The organism is Desulfofundulus salinus (genome assembly GCF_003627965.1).
Classification (GTDB): domain Bacteria; phylum Bacillota; class Desulfotomaculia; order Desulfotomaculales; family Desulfovirgulaceae; genus Desulfofundulus; species Desulfofundulus salinus.
Map to the genome: position 1 here is coordinate 519,010 of NZ_RBWE01000001.1, position 18,461 is coordinate 537,470.

Annotated in this window: 15 protein-coding genes; all 15 read left to right on the forward strand. The window is 57.5% G+C overall.

The genetic code is table 11. From position 1 onward, the window contains the following. The first annotated feature begins 111 nt into the window (after positions 1-111). The 15 genes from D7024_RS02695 to D7024_RS02765 all read left to right on the forward strand — a co-directional run bounded on the left by D7024_RS02695 (position 112) and on the right by D7024_RS02765 (position 18,460). Positions 112-1,512: an APC family permease gene (locus D7024_RS02695; protein WP_121450416.1), complete on the forward strand. Its 1,401-nt coding sequence runs from the start codon at positions 112-114 to the stop codon at positions 1,510-1,512. 142 nt (positions 1,513-1,654) lie between these two features. Continuing rightward, positions 1,655-2,986 (forward strand): 4-aminobutyrate--2-oxoglutarate transaminase, encoded by a 1,332-nt coding sequence (gene gabT / locus D7024_RS02700; RefSeq protein ID WP_121452429.1) that lies wholly within the window; start codon positions 1,655-1,657, stop codon positions 2,984-2,986. 31 nt (positions 2,987-3,017) lie between these two features. Then, positions 3,018-4,775: an aldehyde ferredoxin oxidoreductase family protein gene (locus tag D7024_RS02705; RefSeq protein ID WP_121450417.1), complete on the forward strand. Its 1,758-nt coding sequence runs from the start codon at positions 3,018-3,020 to the stop codon at positions 4,773-4,775. A 150-nt stretch (positions 4,776-4,925) separates the two neighbouring features. Next, the gene (locus tag D7024_RS02710) at positions 4,926-6,098 is read left to right on the forward strand and encodes an iron-containing alcohol dehydrogenase (protein ID WP_121450418.1); all 1,173 of its coding nucleotides are present in this window, start codon (positions 4,926-4,928) and stop codon (positions 6,096-6,098) included. After that, on the forward strand, positions 6,091-7,449 hold the full coding sequence (locus D7024_RS02715; RefSeq protein WP_121450419.1) for a sensor histidine kinase: 1,359 nt from the start codon (positions 6,091-6,093) through the stop codon (positions 7,447-7,449). Before D7024_RS02710 ends, D7024_RS02715 begins: the two co-directional genes overlap by 8 nt. A 49-nt stretch (positions 7,450-7,498) precedes the next feature. Further along, positions 7,499-9,061, forward strand: a complete 1,563-nt coding sequence (locus D7024_RS02720) for a sigma-54-dependent transcriptional regulator (RefSeq protein ID WP_121450420.1) — start codon at positions 7,499-7,501, stop codon at positions 9,059-9,061. A gap of 266 nt (positions 9,062-9,327) precedes the next feature. Further along, positions 9,328-10,491, forward strand: coding sequence for an iron-containing alcohol dehydrogenase (locus tag D7024_RS02725; protein WP_121452430.1), 1,164 nt, complete (start codon positions 9,328-9,330; stop codon positions 10,489-10,491). 258 nt (positions 10,492-10,749) lie between these two features. Next, positions 10,750-12,477, forward strand: coding sequence for an aldehyde ferredoxin oxidoreductase family protein (locus D7024_RS02730; protein WP_121450421.1), 1,728 nt, complete (start codon positions 10,750-10,752; stop codon positions 12,475-12,477). A 71-nt stretch (positions 12,478-12,548) separates the two neighbouring features. After that, entirely contained in the window at positions 12,549-12,788 is a 240-nt protein-coding gene (locus D7024_RS02735) for a MoaD/ThiS family protein (protein WP_121450422.1), read from the forward strand. A gap of 5 nt (positions 12,789-12,793) precedes the next feature. Beyond that, on the forward strand, positions 12,794-13,561 hold the full coding sequence (locus D7024_RS02740) for a HesA/MoeB/ThiF family protein (RefSeq protein WP_121450423.1): 768 nt from the start codon (positions 12,794-12,796) through the stop codon (positions 13,559-13,561). Positions 13,562-13,578: 17 nt separating this feature from the next. Continuing rightward, positions 13,579-13,860, forward strand: coding sequence for a MoaD/ThiS family protein (locus D7024_RS02745; protein WP_165859246.1), 282 nt, complete (start codon positions 13,579-13,581; stop codon positions 13,858-13,860). 114 nt (positions 13,861-13,974) lie between these two features. Next, positions 13,975-14,220 (forward strand): 4Fe-4S dicluster domain-containing protein, encoded by a 246-nt coding sequence (locus D7024_RS02750; RefSeq protein WP_121450425.1) that lies wholly within the window; start codon positions 13,975-13,977, stop codon positions 14,218-14,220. Positions 14,221-14,235: 15 nt separating this feature from the next. Then, positions 14,236-16,155, forward strand: coding sequence for an aldehyde ferredoxin oxidoreductase family protein (locus D7024_RS02755; protein ID WP_121450426.1), 1,920 nt, complete (start codon positions 14,236-14,238; stop codon positions 16,153-16,155). A 301-nt stretch (positions 16,156-16,456) separates the two neighbouring features. Then, the gene (locus tag D7024_RS02760; protein WP_121450427.1) at positions 16,457-17,155 is read left to right on the forward strand and encodes an ABC transporter permease; all 699 of its coding nucleotides are present in this window, start codon (positions 16,457-16,459) and stop codon (positions 17,153-17,155) included. A gap of 72 nt (positions 17,156-17,227) precedes the next feature. Then, entirely contained in the window at positions 17,228-18,460 is a 1,233-nt protein-coding gene (locus D7024_RS02765; protein ID WP_121450428.1) for a molybdopterin molybdotransferase MoeA, read from the forward strand. Position 18,461 lies beyond the last annotated feature (1 nt).

Consider the following 18,461-nt stretch of genomic DNA (forward strand, 5'->3'; position numbering starts at 1 on the left):
TGTTTTGTGCTTCTGCTTGTCGGTGAAAGGTGGTGAAATCCCGGAAAATTTGTACATTCAGGCACTGAACGAAATATCTGAAAAATTAGAGCATGCAGGAGGTTTTTAATAATGGCTCAGAAAGAAAGCTTTGCGCGGGTTTTAACCCGCAAAGACGTGCTGGCTCTGGCCTTTGGAGCCATGATTGGCTGGGGCTGGGTAGTCCTGGCGGGTACATGGGTTGAATCAGCCGGTTCCATAGGGGCAATGCTGGCCTTTCTCATTGGCAGCATTGTGGTTATTTTTGTGGGGTTAACTTATGCTGAATTGACACCGGCCATGCCCAAGGCGGGCGGTGAATTTGTGTTCAGTTTCCGCGCCATGGGCGTTACCCCTTCCTTTATATGCGGCTGGATCCTGGCCCTGGGTTACACTTCGGTGGTGGCCTTCGAGGCTGTGGCCCTGCCTACCGTGGTGGAGTATCTCATACCGGATTACAAGCACGGTTACCTCTGGACGGTGGCCGGATGGGATGTATATGCTTCTTGGGCGCTAGTAGGTATCATTGGTTCCATCATCCTTACCATAATTAATTATGTGGGCATTAAGCCGGCAGCATTTTTGCAGGGAGTGCTTACATTGTTAATTGCCGTTGTAGGCATTATGCTCATGACCGGTGCCCTGTTTAACGGAAATACCGGCTATTTGGAGCCCCTGTTCGTAGGCGGCATGAAAGGAGTTTTTGCCGTTTTAATCATGACTCCCTTCATGTTTGTAGGGTTTGACGTTATTCCCCAGGCAGCGGAAGAAATGAATATTCCGTTTAAGTCAATCGGGAAAATACTCCTCCTGTCCATTTTCCTGGCGGCTTTATGGTACATCATGGTCATTTTTAGCGTTTCCGTGGCGCTAACCGAGCAACAAATGCACGCTTCCAAGCTGCCCACCGCCGATGCCATGGCAGCCCTTTTTAAAGGCGGTTGGGCCGCCAAATTGCTGATCCTGGGCGGCATTGGCGGCATCATTACCAGCTGGAACAGCTTTTTCGTGGGTGCCAGCCGGGTGATCTTTGCCATGGCCAGGGCCAAGCTGCTCCCCGATTTTCTGGGCCAGCTGCACCCCCGGTACAAAACACCGGCTAACGCCATTTTGCTTGTGGGTGTGTTATCCACCCTGGCCCCCCTCCTGGGCCGCAAAATGCTGGTCTGGCTGGTGGATGCAGGCAGCCTGGCTACCATCGTGGCCTGGACCATGGTGGCAATATCATTTTTGATCCTGCGGTACCGTGAACCGGAGATGGAGCGCCCCTTCAGAGTTAGCTACGGCAAGCCGGTGGGGTTTTTGGCCGTAATTTTTAGCCTGGCCCTGATACTCTTATACCTGCCCGGCAGTCCCGCTGCCCTGGTGTGGCCCTATGAGTGGCTGATCTTCCTGGGTTGGTGCGCGTTGGGTGTGGTTTTCTACTTTTGGGCGCGGTCTTCCCACGCGCAAACCACAGCCATCATGCGGGAATTGTTGCAGGCTGAAAAGTAGCATGCCCTTGCGAGGGCCCTGGTTGGAACACCAGGGTTCCTTCGCGTTAATAAAATCGCCTGAAAAACTCCCGGACGGAGGTATATGAGTTTTTGGTTCCCCCCGGGCCGGGAGAAAAAATTAGCAGGAGGTTTTGCGTGTGATGCTTCAGAAAGTTACTGCCATACCCGGTCCCAGGTCAAATAACCTGCTGGAAAAGAAGAACAGATACGTCGCCAGGGGTATTTCCAATGCCACTCCCGTTTTTGTAGCAGAAGCAAAAGGAGCCCTGATCAAGGATGTGGACGGGAACGAATTTATTGACTTTTACGGCGGCATCGGCACCTTAAACGCCGGCCACTGTCCCGAGCCGGTGGTAAAAGCCATTAAAAGCCAGGCCGACAAGCTCCTGCACACTTGCTTTATGGTGACCATGTACGAGAACTATGTGGACCTGGCCGAAAAGCTGGCCGGTCTGTGCCCCGTTAAAGGCGAGAGCAAAAAGGTTATGTTTGCCAACAGTGGGGCGGAGGCGGTGGAAAACGCCGTCAAGATAGCCCGTTTTTACTCCAAAAAGCCGGGCATTATTGCCTTCGAGTGCGCCTTTCACGGCCGGACTCTGATGGCCATGAGTTTAACCAGCAAGGTGAAACCCTACAAGTTCGGCTTCGGGCCCTTTGCCCCGGAAGTGTACAAGGTTCCTTCCGCCTACTGCTACCGCTGTTACTACAATTCTACTTACCCGGAGTGCGGCCTGCACTGCCTGGAGAATTTCACCCGTTTCTTTGCCGCTGAAGTGCCGCCCGAAAATATCGCCGCCATGATTATCGAGCCCGTGCAGGGTGAGGGTGGGTTCATTGTACCCCCGCCGGAGTTCCTGCCGGGCCTGCAGAAGCTCTGCGAAAAGCATGGCATCGTCTTTATTGTGGATGAAGTGCAGACCGGTTTTGCCCGGACCGGAAAGATGTTCGCCGTGGAACACTGGGGCGTACAGCCCGACCTGATGACCGTGGCCAAGTCCATTGCTTCCGGGCTGCCCCTGAGTGGAGTGGTCGGCCGGGCGGAGGTCATGGACGCGCCCGATCCGGGTCACATCGGCGGCACCTACGGCGGCAACCCCATTTCCTGTGCCGCGGCCCTGGCCACCATTGACTACATGCAGGAGCAGAAGCTGGCGGACCGGGCCGCCAGAATCGGGGAAATGGCCCTGGGGCGGTTGCGGGCCATGCAGGAGAAATACCCCCTCATTGGCGATGTGCGCGGTCTTGGGGCCATGGTGGCCATGGAGCTGGTCAAGGACAGAAAAACCAAGGAACCGGCTAAAGACGAGACTGCCCGCATTATTCAGGAGTGTTACAAGCGCGGCCTGATCATTATCTCGGCGGGTATATTCAGCAATGTGGTGCGTATGCTCATGCCCCTGACCATTACGGACGAGCAGCTGGATCTGGGATTCTCCATTCTGGAAGAAGTGATGGCTGAAGTGGCCGGTTAAAAGCCACCTGTAATTAGGAAGGAGGCTCAAAATGTACGGTTTTTACGGCAGGTTACTGCGCCTGAACCTTTCGGACCGGTCCTTTGCGGTAGAGGAATTGCCGGAAAGCGTGTACCGGGACTACCTGGGCGGGAAAGGGCTGGGCACCTACCTGTTGCTGCGCGAGGTCGAACTGGGGATAGACCCTCTCTCCCCGGCCAACAAGCTGATTATCACCACCGGTCCCGCCACCGGCACGCTGCTGCCCGGGTCCAGCCGCTACGGAGTTTTCAGCAAGTCTCCCCTGACCGGCCTTTATGCCGAGTCGTACGCTGGCGGGCGGGTGGCCCCAGCCATACGCCGCACCGGCTACGACGCGGTGATTGTGGAAGGTGCGGCTGATGCGCCCGTGTACGTGGAAATCAGCGACCGGAACGTGATTTTCCACGATGCATCCCACCTGTGGGGCAAGGACACTTACGCCACGGAAGACGCCGTGCTGGCCGAGGTGGGGCAAAAAGGGGCCCAGGCCGTGGTCATCGGGCCGGCGGGGGAAAACCTGGTGAGGTTTGCCTGCATTGAAAACAACTACTGGCGCTCGGCGGGGCGCACCGGCATGGGTGCCGTAATGGGGTCCAAAAAGCTTAAAGCCCTGGTATTCCACGGGGAAGTCGACTGTGAGGTTGCCGACCCGGTCCTTTTGAAGGAGGCTGCCCGCCGCATCAGGGAAAAGGGCAGGGACAACCCGGGGGTTAAGGCTTACCAGACCTACGGCACCACGGTTATGGTAGGTACCATGAACGGCGCCAGGGCATTTCCGGCCCGTTACTGGTCCATGGGTACCGACCCGAAGTGGGAGAACTTGAGCGGTGATACGCTGCTACAAAATTTTGAAGTGCGGCCCAGGGCCTGCCCCAACTGCTTTTTGACCTGCGGCAAGCTGACCACCGTGAAGGAAGGAAAATATGCCGGCTTAAAGCTGGAAGGTCCCGAGTACGAAACCATATATGCCTTCGGCGGGTTGTGCGGCATTAACAGCCTGGACCAGGTCATTTACCTCAACGACCTGTGCGACAGGCTGGGCATGGATACTATAACCGCCGGGAACCTGGTGGCCTTGATGATGGAGGCCGGGGAAAGGGGCCGGGTAAAAGGTTATCCCGCCTACGGGGATGCTGAAGGAGCGGCCCGCTTGCTGGAGGATATTGCCTGCACTCGCGGCCCGGGGGAATTGCTGGCCGGGGGGATAAAACGCGTGGCCACTGAGCTGGGCCTGGAGGATCTGGCCATTCACGTCAAGGGGCTGGAGCCGGCCGGTTATGACCCCCGGGTGCTGAAGGGAATGGGACTGGCCTACGCCACCTCGCCCAGGGGCGCCTGCCACCTGCGGGCCACATTTTATAAGCCGGAATTAAGCGGGATGATCGACCCCTCCACCACCGAGGGGAAAGCCGCCCTCTTCATTGAATTTGAAAACCGGCTGACGGTTTTCAACACCATGATTTTCTGCGTCTTTTTCCGCGACCTGATCCAGTGGGACGACCTGGTGGCCATGATCAAGGGAACCACCGGCTGGGAGTACACCCGGGAGGAACTGGCCCGGCTGGCCAACCGGATTGTCACCGCCACCCGCCTTTTCAACACCAGGGAAGGCGCCACCCGGGCGGACGACATGCTGCCGCCCAGGTTTTTCAACGAGCCAATTAACGACGGCCGGGACATCATCACCAGGCAGGAACTGGATACCATGCTGGACGACTACTACCGCCTGCGCGGCTGGGATCAAAACGGCGTTCCGCAGGGGAATTAAAAGGCAGAATAACGCTACCCTGCCTTGTCCAACTAGAGATGTTCCATCCTCCACCACACCCCCGCCAGGGGGTGTTTTTTTTGCCGACAGGAATTTTCCCGGTGATACAGAATTAAAACAATTAGAAAAAATATTCTGGAGAGAAAGCCCATGCGGATGATCAGTAAATTTGTGGCTCCCGAAATTATTTTCGGCCTGGGGGCCTTGAGCCAGGTGGGTGAAAGCGCCCTGCGCCTGGGAGCGACCAAACTTTTTGTCATCAGTGACCCGGGGGTGGTGGCCAACCAGTGGGTTGACAGGGCCATCGCCCGGCTCAAGGAGGCCGGCCTTTCCTTTGAGATATGGTTTGAGGTGACCAGCAACCCGAAGGATTACGAGGTGATCGAAGGGGTCAAGCGCTACCAGGACACGGGCTGCGATGCCATTCTGGCCGTGGGAGGAGGCAGCCCCATTGACGTGGCCAAGGCCGTGGCCATCCTGGCTACCAACGGGGGAGTTATCCAGGATTATGAAGGGGTCAACAAGATCACCCGCCCCCTCCCGCCGTTGCTGGTTGTGCCCACCACGGCCGGTTCGGGGTCCGAGGTCACCCAGTTTGCCATTATCGTTGACACCCGGCGCAAGGTCAAAATGACCATTATTTCCAAATCCCTGGTGCCCGACATAGCCATTATCGACCCCGTGGTACTCCAGACCAAGGACGCCAGGCTGACGGCCGCTACCGGGCTGGATGCTTTAAGCCACGCCATCGAGTCCTTTGTATCCCTGGCCGCAACCCCCCTTACCGACGTAAATGCTTTGAATGCCATACGCCTGGTTGCCAGGTACCTGCGTCCATCGGTTGCCTGCCGCTCCAACCTGGAGGCCAAGTCGGCCATGGCCATGGCTGCTTTACAGGCCGGTCTGGCCTTCTCCAACGCCATTTTAGGGGCCACCCATGCCATGGCCCACCAGCTGGACGCGCAGCTGGATTTGCATCATGGAGAAACCAATGCCATCCTTTTGCCATATGTAATGGAATTTAACATGATCGCCTGTGTGGAAAAATTTGCCCGGATAGCCGAGGCCATGGGCGAGAATATTGCAGGACTGAGTACATGGGAGGCGGCGGAAAGGGCCATTCAGGCGGTACGCAGGCTGGCCCGGGATCTTGATATACCGGATAAAATTACCGTGGGGAACCTGTCGGAGGAGCGTATAAATAATCTTGCCCAAAACGCCCTGAAAGACGCCTGCATTATTACCAACCCGCGGGATGTAACCGAAAGGGATTTGCATAACCTTTTTGCTCTGGCGCTGAAGAGAGGGATTCAGGTTGATTGACGACAAAGCCAGGCTGATTGAGAATTTGACGGGGGTCAGGTCATCCAAGCTGAATTATTACGTGGAGTTAAAAAAACGCAACCGGGAAATTGTTATCCAGAACCGCCGCCTGGAGATCATCCACCAGTTGAGCCGGGATATCAATATTGATATGTCCCTGGAAATGATCGTGCAAAGGGTTTATGAAAACCTTCCCCTGGTTATTCCGTGTGATTTTCTGGGCCTGATCACGCTGGAAGGCAGTGAGCTGCGCCTGGTGGCCACGCAGCCTCCGCTGCCATGCAACGGCCTGGTGGTGCCCCGGAATTCGGTGCTCTGGGAGATCATTAGAAAACAGCAAGAACAGGTGTACCTGTGTATTGCCGGCGATGGGAAACTTCTTGAGGAGCTTCCCGTGCGGCAGTTCGAGCTCAACTGCCTGATCTTGGACCCCCTTAAGGTGAAGCAAAACATCATTGGTATGCTGGTAATCGGCACCCGGGAAAAGAATATCTACTCCCAAAATGATTTAACTTTTGCCCGGCAGCTGGCGGATCAGCTGGCCATCTGCGTCCAGAACCGCCGGCTTTACGAGGAAGTGGTCCAGGCCAAGCGGGAATGGGAGGAAGCCTTCCGGGCGCGGGTGCAAATGCAGGCTCAACTGGTCCAGTCGGCCAAGCTGGCGGCCATAGGTGAAATGGCCGCGGGAGTGGCCCACGAACTTAACAGTCCCATGACCGTGATCATTGGCAACGCCCAGATGCTGCAGCGTGAGCTTGTGCCTGAACACCCGGCTTCCCAGTTGCTCAAGGATATCGTTGCCTGCGGCCTGCGCTGCAAAAAAATAATCCAGAACCTGCTTACCTTTGCCCGCCAGGAACCGCCGGCGGTAGCTCCCACCGACCTCAATGAGGTGGTGGAAAGGGTGCTGAGCCTGGTTAAATATCAGATTAACCGGAACGGGATCAATGTCTGCACGGACCTGGCCCCGGACCTGCCCAGGGTGGCCGCCAACGGGCAGCAGCTTGATCAGGTCTTGATCAACCTGTTGCTCAATGCCCGGGATGCTTTAGAAGGGGTGGAAAGGGAAAGGTATATTCATATCCGCACCGGGGTGCGCAGGGATGAAAATGGGCGGCGTTGTGCAGCCGTGACTGTTCAGGATAACGGGCAGGGAATTTCCCCTGAAAATATGAGCCGGGTTTTTGATCCCTTTTTTACGACGAAAGAAGCTTCCCGGGGTACCGGGCTGGGGTTGAGCGTGAGCCTTGGCATTGCCCGGGCCCACGGGGGAACCATCGAAGTAGAGAGCCGCCCGGGGGAAGGAAGCACCTTCACGCTGGTCCTTCCTTTGGAGGAGGACCGGTCCTAGGTTTTTCATGTTTTAGTTCTAAATTCAGCCTGTTCCCGGAGGGATTATTTTGTCTTTACAGGCACGTATCCTGGTGGTAGATGATGAAGTGGAGGTAGGCACCTTTTTCCGTTGCCTGCTGGAAAGAAAAGGGTACCGGGTAACCGTAGCTACAAGGGGCCAGGAGGCCCGCGAGGCCATTAACGACCAGAAGTTTCACGTGGCGGTGGTTGATTTAAAGCTGCCCGATTTCGATGGCCTGTCCCTGCTCCAGGAGGTAAAAAAGGTGCAGCCCGGCTGTGAAGTCATAATCATGACGGGGTACAGCACCACCAGGACGGCTGTGAGGGCCATTCAACTGGGGGCTTACGATTACATTGAAAAGCCTTTCGAGGACATTTCGCAAATCGAGGCCTTGATCGATAAGGCCCTTGATTTTGCCGGTGGTGCTGAAGAGAGGAAAAAAAGGCTTTCCACCGCCGAATGGGGCCATATTGCCGCCCGGGCCGGAATAATTGTCGGGAACAGCCGGGCCATGAACCAGCTTCTTTCCGTGGCTTTTAAAATTGCCCGCAAGGATGTTAACGTCCTGATCCAGGGGGAAACCGGCACCGGCAAGGAAGTGCTGGCCCGCTTCATCCATGCGGCCAGCCACCGGAGCGACCGCCCCTTTATTCCCGTTAACTGCGGTGCGCTGCCGGAAAATCTTCTGGAAAGCGAGTTGTTTGGCCATGAAAAGGGTGCGTTTACAGGTGCCACCGGCCAGCGCAGGGGTATTTTCGAGCTGGCCAACCATGGCACACTATTCCTGGATGAAATTGGTGAGGCCAGCCTGTCCATCCAGGTAAAGCTCCTCCGGGTGCTGGAGACCGGGGAGTTTATGCGGGTGGGGGGAGAAAAACCCATTAAAACCGATGTCCGCGTAATTGCCGCCACCAATGTGGATCTGGAGCAGGCCGTCAGGGAAAAGAGCTTCCGGGAAGATTTATTTTACCGGCTTGACGTAGTGCGGCTGCATCTCCCCCCTTTAAGGGAACGCAAAGAAGATATTCCGGTGCTGGTCAATCATTTTTTAAATGAGCTTGCCGGACATGGAACAGGCCAGAGTATAAAAATCTCTCCTGAAGCAATGAAAATCATGATGCAATATTCCTGGCCGGGCAACGTGCGGGAACTGGTTAATGCCATCCACCAGGCCGCGGCCCTGTGCGACGGCACGGTAATTTTACCCGGGCACCTCTCCAACCGCATAACCGGTGCCTTGAACCGTTTCCCAAAGCCGGGGTCGGCGTCCCCGGATGATCGACCGGAAGGCTCGCCTTCTTTGGCCCAACTGCAAAACCTGGTGCATTCGGATGATTTCCTGGCCGGCCTCGAGGACGGGGAACTGCCACGGGTTTTTCATTTGTTAAAGGTACTGGAAAAAAGGGTGCTGGAAGTGATGTCCCGCAGGGGCCTGCCCTGCCCGCCTCCCGCAACCATTGAGGAAATGGAAAGGGAAGCCATCAATCAGGCCCTGGTTTATTCCCGCGGCAACATTACCCTGGCCGCCCGTATACTGGGTATCGGCCGGAATACCCTCTACCGGAAGTTAAAAGAAATGGAGGCTGGAGCAAAAAATAACCGGCTGTAAGGACCGCTTTCATACCGAAAGCGGTTTTTGTTTTAGAGCCGCTTCTTATTGAAACTGGCTGCTCCAAATTGGTCGGGCTTGCGTCCCGCAATGGAACACCGGCCAGTTCTGTTTGTGCATCGATAACCGAATTGAGTGACTTTTTAAACTGGCATGCATCTTGCCTTACAAGAATCGCAAAAATAAAAATCTTAAAAAGGGAGGGACAAATGCGGCTAGTCCGTATTCCTTCCCGCCACAAAAAACTTTTTGAGGAGGCGGTTTTAATGGCATTGGGTGAACAGGTTTACGGGTATTACATCCCCACGGTGAACCTCATGGGTATTGGGGCTCACAAAAAGGTCGGCGAACAGGTGAAAATTCTCGGCGGCAGGAGGGTGCTCATTGTAACGGATGCCTACCTGGCCAGGTCCGGCATGGCCGACCAGATTAAGGCGCAGGTGGAAGAGGCCGGCGCCGAGGCCGTTATCTTTGCCGGGGCCGAGCCCAATCCCACCGATATCAACGTCCATGACGGCTTAAAAGTGTTCCAGGAAAACCAGTGCGACATGATCATCTCCCTGGGCGGCGGCAGTTCCCACGATTGCGCCAAGGGTATCGGCATCGTAGCCACCAACGGGGGCAACATCCGGGATTATGAAGGCGTGGACAAGTCCAGCAAACCCATGCCCCCCTTCATTGCCGTGAACACCACCGCGGGGACGGCCAGCGAAATGACCCGTTTCTGCATCATTACCGATACCGACCGGAAGGTGAAAATGGCCATCGTGGACTGGCGGGTTACCCCCAACGTGGCCATAAACGACCCCCTGCTCATGGTGGGCATGCCCCCGGCTCTGACGGCTGCAACGGGGATGGATGCTTTAACCCACGCCGTGGAAGCGTATGTTTCGACCATGGCCACCCCGGTTACCGATTCGGCGGCGCTGATGGCCATGAAGTTAATTGCCGGCAACCTGCGCCAGGCCGTGGCCAATGGCCAGAACATGGAAGCCCGGGATAAGATGGCCTATGCCGAGTTCCTGGCCGGCATGGCTTTCAACAACGCCAGCCTGGGTTACGTCCACGCCATGGCCCATCAATTGGGCGGCTTCTATAACCTTCCCCATGGCGTGTGCAACGCCATCCTGCTCCCCCATGTCTGCCGTTTCAACCTGATTGCCTGCCCGCAGCGGTTTGCCGACATTGCGGTGGCTTTAGGCGAAAACATTGAGGGGCTTTCCGTGCGTGAGGCCGCCGAAAAGGCTATTTTCGCCATTCAGAAACTGTCGGAGGATGTGGGTATTCCTTCCGGTCTCGCCGGCCTGGGAGTGAAGGAGGAAGACCTGGCCATCATGGCCGAAAACGCCATGAAAGATGCCTGCAGCCTGACCAACCCGCGCCTGGCCACCCTGGACGATATAATTGACATCTACCGGCAGGCAATGTAAAATATAATCACTAGCTAATGATAGGAGAGCCAAATCTCTCCTATCATTTTTTAATAAAAGTGTCCTGTTATGATGCTGGTGCCCTGTTATGGAGCAGGTATGGCGTATCAAAATGGCGCGTTACTTTTGTATATGGCGAAGGCATGCGGCAGGATTTATGCAGGGTGGCATAAAAATTGTATAAGAGTTATGTATATATAAAAAAATTGTATAGTTAGGAAAAACAAAAAGATCAAATAAAAAAAGGGGGAAAAAGCGGTGTCCAAGTTCCTGCGAGTTAATACGACCACCGGGGAAGTCAAGTTTGAAGAAGTACCGGAAAAGTACCTGGCACTTGGGGGCAGGGCGCTCACGTCCCAGCTGGTTTTGGATGAGGTGCCGCCCACCTGTGATTCTCTCGGTCCCTACAACAAGCTGGTCATTGCCCCGGGATTGCTCTCCGGCACCAACGCACCGTCGTCGGGACGGCTGTCGGTAGGAGGAAAGAGTCCCCTCACCGGAGGAATTAAGGAAGCCAATGCCGGCGGTATTACTTCTCAAAAGCTGGCCAACCTGGGCATCAAGGCCATCATTCTTGAGGGTAAGCCCGCGGGCAGCGACTGGTACCTGTTGAAGGTAACTCCCGATGGGGCGGAGTTGCTGCCGGCCAATGATCTGGCCGGCAAGGGTACCTACGAGGTTACATCCATCTGCCGTGAGCGGTACGGTCAAAAGGTGGGCGTAATTACCATTGGTCCCGCCGGGGAAATGCTCATGCCGGCCGCAGGGGTGACCAACAACGACAGCGAAGGCAACAGCAGCCGTTATGCCGGCCGGGGCGGCCTGGGGGCGGTAATGGGCTCCAAGAAAATTAAGGCCATCGTCGTGGACAGCCCCACCACCTTTGATGCCCCGGTCAAAGAACCCGAGCGGTTTAAGGCGGCGGCCAGGAAGTTTGCCCAAATTTTACAAAACCACCCCGTAACCGGGCAGGGCCTGCCCAGCTACGGTACCAATGTGTTGATGAACATTATCAATGAAGCCGGTGCCCTTCCCACCAGAAACTTCCGCTTCGGCCGTTTTGACAGGGCCAGTGAAGTCAGCGGGGAGAAGCTGGCCGAAGTGGCCGTGGCCCGGGGAGGAAAGGCTACCCATACCTGCCACCCCGGTTGCGTCATGCGGTGCTCCAACGTGTATCCCATGCCCGACGGCAAGGTTTGTGCCCCCATTGAATATGAAACCGCCTGGTCCTTCGGCCCGAACCTGGAAATCGGCGACCTGGATGTTATAGCCAAACTGAACTACATCTGCAACGACGTGGGTTTGGACACAATTGAGACGGGGTGCACCCTGGGTGTGCTCATGGAGGCCGGCGTCATACCCTTTGGCGACGGTGAGGCTGCCATTAAAGCCTTAGAAGAAGTGGCCAAAGGTACGCCTCTGGGGCGGATTATCGGCAGCGGTTCGGCCAATGCCGGCCGGGTTTACGGTGTCACCCGCGTGCCCGCTGTGAAGGGCCAGGGCATCCCCGCCTATGACCCGCGGGCCTGCAAAGGTAACGGCGTTACCTACGCCACCACGCCCATGGGTGCCGACCATACTGCGGGTTACGCCGTAACGGCCAACATCCTCAAAGTGGGCGGTTATGTGGATCCCTTGAAGCCCGAAAGCCAGGTTGATCTCTCTCGGAACCTGCAGATTGCCACTGCGGCGGTGGACAGCACAGGGTTGTGCCTCTTTGTGGCTTTCGCCGTTCTGGATAATCCGGAAGGATTGCCCACCATTGTAGAAATGATCAATGCCCAGTATGGCCTGAATTTAACGCCGGATGACGCGCTCAACCTGGGCAAGCAGGTATTAAAAGTGGAAAGGGAGTTCAACCTCAAGGCCGGGTTTACCAGCGCCGACGACCGGCTGCCCGAGTTCTTCAGCCTGGAAGAACTGCCGCCCCACAACGTGGTCTTTGACGTCAAAGAAGAGGAACTGGATCAAGTATTTAACTTCTAATCAGGATGCAGGCAAGGCACCCCGGGGAGGGGTGTCTTGCCGCCTTTAAGTAAATAGTGGGGGTATGTTGTTTGCGGCTGGAAGTGCGAGTTTTCAGCGGACTGGAGAAATATATACCTGGGGCCCGTTTCGGCCGGAGTATAGAGGTGGAGTGTCCGGAAGGGACTACCGTGGCCGAACTTGTGGACAGCCTGGGCATTCCCCGGAGCCAGGTTTTTACGGTCCTGGTCAACGGGCGTCACGCGGCCATGGATGCCGTTTTGCAGCCCGGCGACCGTGTTTCCCTGTTCCCGCCGGTAGGTGGGGGATAAGTGAGATGAAGAGGTGTGAGGGAATAGTGAAAGAGCTGACCCGGGAACAACAGAAGCGCTACCAGAGGAACATCCTCCTCCCTGGCGTGGGCATGGAGGGGCAGAAGAAGCTGTTGCGCGGCGGGGTACTGGTGGTGGGGACCGGCGGGTTGGGTTCACCGGTAGCCTACTACCTCGCCGCCGCCGGGGTGGGGCATTTGGGTCTGGTGGATGCCGATGTGGTGGATTTGTCCAACCTGCAGCGGCAAATCCTGCACCGCACCGGCGATATCGGCCGGCCCAAGGTGGAATCGGCCAGGGATAAGCTGGTGGCTCTAAACCCGGACGTGCAGGTGGAGGTTTTCCCTGAGCGTTTGAGCGCCGCCAGTGCCGTGTCCTTGATCGAGAGGTATGACATTGTTGTTGACTGCACCGATAATTTTGCCACCCGTTTCCTGCTCAACGAAACCTGCCTGCGCCTGGGGAAACCCTTTATCTACGGCGGTGTACTGGCCTTTGCCGGGCAGGTGATGACCGTGATGCCGGGGGCGGGTCCCTGCCTGCGCTGTATTTTCCCGCACGAACCGGACCCGCACGTCCCCGGCTGCGCGGAACTGGGGGTTCTGGGGGCCGTGCCGGGTGTTATCGGTACCATCCAGGCCACGGAAGCCATCAAGTACCTCCTGGGGCTTGGCGATTTGCTGGTCGGCCGTTTGCTCACCTATGACGCCCTGTCCATGACCTTTTATGAAGTTTCCATAGATCGGGACTCCGGATGCCCGGCCTGTGGCTAAAAGGCGAGGTGACGGCGATGGCCAGAATAGAACTGCGGGCCTTTGGCCCGTTGATGAAGATTTTTTCCCAGCGGGGGTGGTCTTTACCGCTCCATGTGGAAATCGCTCCCGGTGATACCCCCGGGGTTCTCTTAAAGCGTCTGGAAATACCTGAAGAACAGGTGGAAGTGGTCTTTATCAACGGCCGGGTGGAAAAAAAGAGCCATCCTCTGCAAGACGGCGACCGGGTGGCTTTCGTCCCGCCGGGGATACCGTCCATTCACAGGGTCATGCTGGGGTTTTACGGCAAAAAGGCATAGTTCAAGTTCCTTTTGTGTACAACACCTTCACGGTGTTTTTTATTTGGGTACGGCAGGTTATCGGGGGCTGACCGGAGAAATTTTTAATTAACGTTATTTTCGGGGGGTACGTTCATGGCCAAGGAACTGGCGGTCAACCCCGGCAAGTGTATCGGTTGTTGCACCTGTGCCCTTACCTGTGCCATTACCCACCATGGGGAGTTCAACCTGACTAAAGCCTGTATCTGGATCACCAGGCATGAGTTTGACGGTACATTTGCCATTACCTTTTCATCCTGTTGCCGCGGCTGCAAAAAATGTGCTCTTGCCTGCCCCGCGGGAGCCCTGCGGGTGGTTGAAGTAGCCGGGGCGGCGGGATAGAGAGGGGGTTAATGCGTGTACGGTTACAGCGGCAAAATGCTGGATATCGACCTCACTGCCGGGAAAATAAGGGAACGCCCGGTGGAGCAGGATTTGGCCGGGGAGTATTTAAGCGGCCTGGGATTTAACGCCCGCCTGCTGTATGAAGAGATTCCCGCTGGTGCCGACCCCCTCGGTCCGGAGAATGTCCTTGCCTTTAATGTGGGAGTGCTGGTGGGGACGACGGTGCCCACTGCTTCCCGCACCGAAGCTTCCGCCCTTTCGCCCGCCACCGGCTTGTTTGGCACGGCCAACTCCGGCAACTTCTGGGGGAGCGAACTCAAGTTTGCCGGGTTTGACGGGGTGATCATCCGGGGAAAGGCTGAATCGCCGGTTTATGTATGGATCTGTGACGGCCAGGCAACAATTTTACCGGCGGGCCACCTCTGGGGGCGGGATGCCTGGGAGACGGTGCGTCAGATCCGTCGGGAACTGGGCGATGACGCCATCCAGGTGGCGGCCATTGGCCAGGCCGGTGAAAACCTGGTCCGCTTTGCCAGCATAGAAAACGGCCCCTTTGATGCCTGGGCCCGCACGGGGCTGGGGGCGGTAATGGGCAGCAAAAACCTGAAGGCCGTAGCGGTGCGCGGCCGGGGTGCCGTGCGGGTGGCTCACCGGAAGGATTTCCTGCAGGCGGTGGATGACACCCGTAAGGCCATCTTTTCTTCTCCCTTTTACGGTTCCTTTTCCCGCTTCGGCACCATGCTGGCCAGCCTGCCCTACCAGGAGTTCGGGGCCCTGCCGGGGCGCAATTACCAGCGCGGTGCCATTGACGGCTGGGTGGAAACCTGCAGCCGCAAGGTCCTGCCCAGGTACAGTACCCGCGGGGTGGCCTGTATGGCCTGCCCCATTGCCTGCGCCCACTGGGTGGAAGTAAAGGAAGGCCCTTACGCCGGTCTGAGACTTAAAGACCTGGAAGTTACACCGGTGATCGGCTTTGGAGCCGGGTGTGATATCAACAACCTGCCGGCCATCGCCATGCTTACCGAAACCTGCCAGCGCCTGGGCATGGATATGGTTTCCGCGGCGGCGGTGGTGGCCTTCGCCATGGAGATGTACGAAAAGGGGCTGATCGGGGAAAAGGATCTGGGCTTCTCCCTAAACTGGGGGGATGAACGGGCCACCATTTCCCTGCTCGACATGATTGCCCACCGCCGGGGCATGGGGGATTTGCTGGCCGAAGGCGTCAGGAGGGCGGCGCGGCATTTCCCCGGAGCATCAAGATATGCCGTGGAAGTCAAGGGGCTGGAGTGTTTCCTTTTAGATCCCCGGGCCCGCTGGTCCACCTGGACGCTGGGGTACATCACCAACGTACGCGGCGGGGATCACCTGCGCACCCGGAATCCGGTGGAAAATCTCCGTTACAACGAAAACCCCGTCCCTTACCTTACCGAGAAGTTTGGTTTCCCGGAGGAGATGTACGAACGTCTGGATATGCCGGACGAGTGGAAAAAAGAGATTTTTGATCCGGTTACCCGGGATGTAAACATACCTGAAATGTCCAGGTGGGCGGAGGATCTCATTGCCGTTTACAACGCCCTGGGCATGTGCATCCGCCCTCCCGTGCTGCATACCGTAGGTCCCACCCTTTTTGCCCGCCTGTATGCCAGCTTGACCGGCATTGATATTACACCGGCGGAAGTGATCAGGGCGGGAGAGCGCATCTGGAACCTCCAGAAGCTGTTTAACCTCCGCCACGGGGAAAAACCCGCCGATTCCGATTACCCCTCCCGTTTTTACGACGAGCCGGTGACGGCCGGTCCCGCCGCCGGGCGCAGGCTGGACCGCGAGAAGGTGCGGGAGGTTTTGAGGGAATATTACCTGGCCCGGGGGTGGGATCCGGATACGGGCGTACCCGGTGCGGCAAAGCTGGCGGAGCTGAATTTACTAAGGTAAATATTTAGCACCACCAAGAGAGGACGAAATGGCCGCCGTTTTGCACGAAGCGAGCGACATTGAGCCGAGCAGATGCCAAACTTAGCGAGACCGAGGGTGGAGGCGGGGCCGAGGGCATGGATGCCCGAGGCCGGCCCCTGAGGCATGGATGCCGAATGGGCCGGGAACCCCGCCGTAGCCCGAGGGCGAGCGATAGTTTGGCCTGCGAGGCGAACGGAGCGAGCGTGTGCAAACGGCGGGCAAGTACTATTTCAGGACAGGTTGGGATATGGACGATAGCCACCAAAGGAGTTGAAGGAGTTTGGAAATCTTCTGGCAGGGTCTTGTGGAGGCCGTTCGTTTGCTGGCGACAGGCGATCTCGAGGTTCTGGATATTACCTTACGCACTTTAAAGATCTCGGGTTTCGCTACGCTGATCAGTGTTTTAATTGGCGTTCCTTTCGGTACTCTGTTAGCCCTTACCAATTTTCCGGGACGCCGTTTTCTGGTCAGTGTGGTTAACTTTGGCATGGGCCTGCCGCCGGTGGTGGTGGGACTGGCGGTCTGGCTTACCTTTACCCGGTACGGGCCCCTGGGTTTTCTCGACCTTCTTTACACCCCTGCGGCCATGGTGGTGGCCCAGGCCATTATTGCTTCCCCTATAGTGGCCGGCTTTACCGTGGCCGCTATGCAGTCCCTCAACCCAAGGATTCCCCTGCAGATCCTGGCCCTGGGGGCTTCCCGGTGTCAATTGCTGTGGCTTCTGGTGCGGGAGGCCCGGCTGGGCCTGCTGGCGGCGGTGATGGCCGGGTTTGGCGGTGTGATTTCCGAGGTGGGCGCCTCCATGATGGTCGGCGGCAACATTGCCGGCAGCACCCGGGTGCTTACGACAGCCACGGTACTGGCAGTGGGCCAGGGCAAGTATGAGCTGGCCACCGCCTTAAGCATCATTTTGCTGCTCCTGGCCTACGGCATTACCGCCTTTTTAACCATGGCCCAGCAGCGCGGCAGCCATGCTTAAAGATCGGTGCGATGAGGGCGACGGGGGCGACCGCCGCCCTGACGCGTTGCCATATTAAGGAGAGAAAAGTGGATGAAGGAATTATTTCAGGCAGTTACCATTAAAGAGGCGCGGGAAATAGTTTTAAATCATGTATCCTTTCCCCGGGATGGGGAGAAAGTTTCATTGTTGTCCGCCCTTGACCGTTGTCTTTTGTACGATATGGTGGCCGTTGACGATGTGCCCGGCTTTGACCGTTCCACCATGGACGGTTTTGCCGTGCGGGCAAAGGATACCTTTGGCGCCTCCGAGGGCCTGCCCGCCTACCTGGAAGTGGCGGGGGAAGTCCTGATGGGTGTGGCGCCGGAAGGGGAGTTAAAGCCGGGCCAGGCCTGGCGCATTGCCACCGGCGGCATGCTGCCCGCGGGCGCCGACGCGGTGGTGATGGTGGAGCATACCGAGGAGCTGGATGAAAAGACCATTGGCGTTACCAGGCCCGTGGCGCCCGGGGAAAACGTCGTCCGCCGGGGTGAGGATGTCCAGGCCGGGAGCGTGGTGTTGCCGGCGGGGCACCGCCTGCGGCCGCAGGACCTGGGGATGCTGGCCGCAGCCGGGGTTGTTGCGGTGGAAGTAAGACGCCCCTTAAGGGTGGGTATCATCTCCACCGGCGATGAAGTGGTCTCCCCGGAAGAAAAGCCGGCTCCGGGCCAGGTGCGGGACATCAACTCTTATACCCTTTACGGCGCGGTGGCCAGCTGTGGCGGCGAACCCCGCCTGTACGGCATTGTCCGGGACGACTTTCACCAGCTGCAGGAACGGCTGGCCCGGGCCCTTTCTGAAAACGATATGGTGCTGCTCTCCGGGGGTAGCTCGGTGGGCACCCGGGACGTGGCGGCCCGGGTGATTGATTCCCTGGGGCGGCCGGGAATTTTATTTCACGGAGTTTCCCTGAAACCCGGCAAGCCCTCCGTGGGGGCGGTGGTGAACGGCAAGCCGGTCTTCGGGCTGCCCGGGCATCCCGCCTCGGCCCTGGTGGTCTTTGAGCTGCTGGTGGCCCCTTTGATTAGATCTTACAGTTACCCCCGGGAAAGCTTCTGGGAATTCCCCTTGAGGGCGCGGATAACCCGCAATTTGCGTTCCGCCGCCGGGCGGGAGGATTTCGTGCGGGTGAAACTGCGTTTGCAGGACGGGGAGCTTCACGCGGAGCCCGTGCTGGGCAAATCGGGCCTGATTACTACTATGGTTCGTGCCGACGGGCTGGCCCGCATCCCGGCGGGCAAAGAAGGTGTAGAAGCAGGCGAATGGGTGGAGGTCAAACTTTTTTGAG

What these genes read in the sequence shown, in the direction of transcription:
- D7024_RS02765 (WP_121450428.1), top strand. Translation starts at nt 17,228, where the DNA reads ATGAAGGAATTATTTCAGGCAGTTACCATTAAAGAGGCGCGGGAAATA.
- D7024_RS02705 (WP_121450417.1), top strand. Translation starts at nt 3,018, where the DNA reads ATGTACGGTTTTTACGGCAGGTTACTGCGCCTGAACCTTTCGGACCGG.
- D7024_RS02725 (WP_121452430.1), top strand. Translation starts at nt 9,328, where the DNA reads ATGGCATTGGGTGAACAGGTTTACGGGTATTACATCCCCACGGTGAAC.
- gabT (WP_121452429.1), top strand. Translation starts at nt 1,655, where the DNA reads ATGCTTCAGAAAGTTACTGCCATACCCGGTCCCAGGTCAAATAACCTG.
- D7024_RS02745 (WP_165859246.1), top strand. Translation starts at nt 13,579, where the DNA reads ATGGCCAGAATAGAACTGCGGGCCTTTGGCCCGTTGATGAAGATTTTT.
- D7024_RS02740 (WP_121450423.1), top strand. Translation starts at nt 12,794, where the DNA reads ATGAAGAGGTGTGAGGGAATAGTGAAAGAGCTGACCCGGGAACAACAG.
- D7024_RS02695 (WP_121450416.1), top strand. Translation starts at nt 112, where the DNA reads ATGGCTCAGAAAGAAAGCTTTGCGCGGGTTTTAACCCGCAAAGACGTG.
- D7024_RS02710 (WP_121450418.1), top strand. Translation starts at nt 4,926, where the DNA reads ATGCGGATGATCAGTAAATTTGTGGCTCCCGAAATTATTTTCGGCCTG.
- D7024_RS02750 (WP_121450425.1), top strand. Translation starts at nt 13,975, where the DNA reads ATGGCCAAGGAACTGGCGGTCAACCCCGGCAAGTGTATCGGTTGTTGC.